General features: G+C 61.8%; 1 protein-coding gene. It reads left to right on the forward strand.

Annotated features, from left to right (window positions below; genetic code table 11):
* Positions 1-2,042: Ig-like domain-containing protein (locus AC1DT3_RS19135; protein ID WP_477466802.1), on the forward strand; the 2,042-nt coding region annotated here is incomplete at both ends.

The raw sequence follows: 2,042 nt of genomic DNA on the forward strand, positions 1-2,042 counted from the left end.
GTCCTCGAGTGCGCGCATCGTCTTGAACGACATGGTCTATGCGGCCGATTCCAGCACGAATTCGGCGTTCATCACACTGGTTCAGGGCGCTATCGGTTTCGTCGCCGGACGGATCGCTAAAACCGGGGATATGAAAGTCGACACACCGGTCGCGACAATGGCCATTCGCGGCACTGCCATCCAGACGGAAATCTCGGCGCTCAGTGGAACCACCCGATTTTCACTTCTGACCGAACCCGACGGCACGAAGGGTTCTTTCGTTCTCCTCGACAGGCAGAACCCGTCGCGCGTGCTCGCGACGATCGGCGATGCCGGGACTGCTACAATCCTGACGCCAGGAGCTGCCGCGGACATTCAGATCACGCAAGTCGCAAAGGGGCCCGGGGACATCCAGTCCGAGGGCGACCTCGTCAAGGATCTTTTCCAGGTCTTCTCCCTGGATCAACGACAGCGGCGCGGCAGCAGCGATTTCGACGGGATTCCGACCATCCCGGTGAACCTCCATGACTCGCCCTTTGCCGATCCGGATTCTACCCGTTTCGATACCGCCTCGTTTCTTCCCCGCTCCGTCCGGGTCGATCCGCTGACGGTGGTGACCATCGCAGACGGTCCGCTGGCGTTGCACGGTTCCGCCACAGAGGACGGCCCCTCGGTTGGTCTTTCGGCGGCAACGGCGGGATCGCTAGCGGTTGCATCATTCATCATCGCGCCCGCTTCGTTGCCTGCTGGAGTCACGTTTGCGAACACGAGCAGCACATTCGCGCTCGATCCCTCGAATGTCTCCTATCAGCATCTCGCCGCCGGCGAGACGGCAACCGTAACGGTCGATTACAGCCTTTGGCGCTCTGGTCTCTGGACCCCGGCTTCTGTGTCCTGGACCATCGTGGGCCGCAATGATGCTCCTGTCGCTCGCAACGACGTCGCTTTGGATCTCTCCGAAAGCCAACGCAGCACGATCGTCGGCGCCCGGAATGATTTCGATATCGACGACGACCAGCTCCACATCGTGCGCTGGTCGACACCGATCGAGGGCAAGGTTTTCCTCGGCCCCAACGGATCGTTGATATTCGACCCCGGACAGGCGTTCCGGACTCTGAGCACTGGCGAGACCGCGACGGTTTCGTTCTCCTACACCGTGTCGGACGGTCACGGCGGAACGGACACCGCCATCGTTACCGCGCAGGTGCGCGGATCGGGGACCTTCACCTCGCCCATTGGAACGGCAGAGGCAAACGGTGTGCTCGCCTTCAATCATCAGCCTGTATCGCTGACCATCGGCGCGCCGTCGCAAACCACCCGTTCCACAGCAGACCTTGACCTCTTCGTGAATCTCGGCGCGATAGCGCAACCGCGCATCAACATCGTCTATGTCGTGGATGTCTCAGGCAGCACATCAGGAGCTTTTGCCGGCAGCGCGGTGGGCGACCTCAATGGGGACGGCCTGTCGAACACTATCCTCGACGCCCAAATCGGGAGCCTTGTGGCACTCACGGAGCGGGTCCGCAGTCTCGGGTTCTCGGCATCCGACGTGACTGTCACCATCATCCCGTTTAACGGCAGCGCCGATCCAGCCGACACGGCCAGCGGATCGCAGACAATGGGCAATACAGCAGCGCTCACCTTCGGCCTCGATGGACCGGGCATCGCAGCGGCTGAGAACTACTTGAAGGGCCTGCGGGCAGGAGGCGGAACGAACTTCGAGGACGCCCTTCGCGCCGCTGCCACCAAGCTGCAAAGCCTCGATCATGGCAGCGAGCAGAACCTTGTCTACTTTCTGTCGGATGGCATTGGGACGGGTGACTTCGCCGATGAGGTCGCCCTTCTCACTTCGGTCCACCGAGCGAGCATCACCGCGGTCGGGATCGGTGAGAACGCCGACCTGACGCGCCTCGATATGATGGACAACACCGACGGTGCCGAGTTGGTCACGTCGACGGATCAGCTCAGTGCCACGTTGCTCGCTTCGCCGCTGCCGAGCGGGATGATCGTCGACCTCGACGTCTTCGTGAACGGAAAGATTCTCCCAGGAATTGGCCCTGAGG

It is taken from the genome of Microvirga sp. P4_G7, from assembly GCF_056401005.1.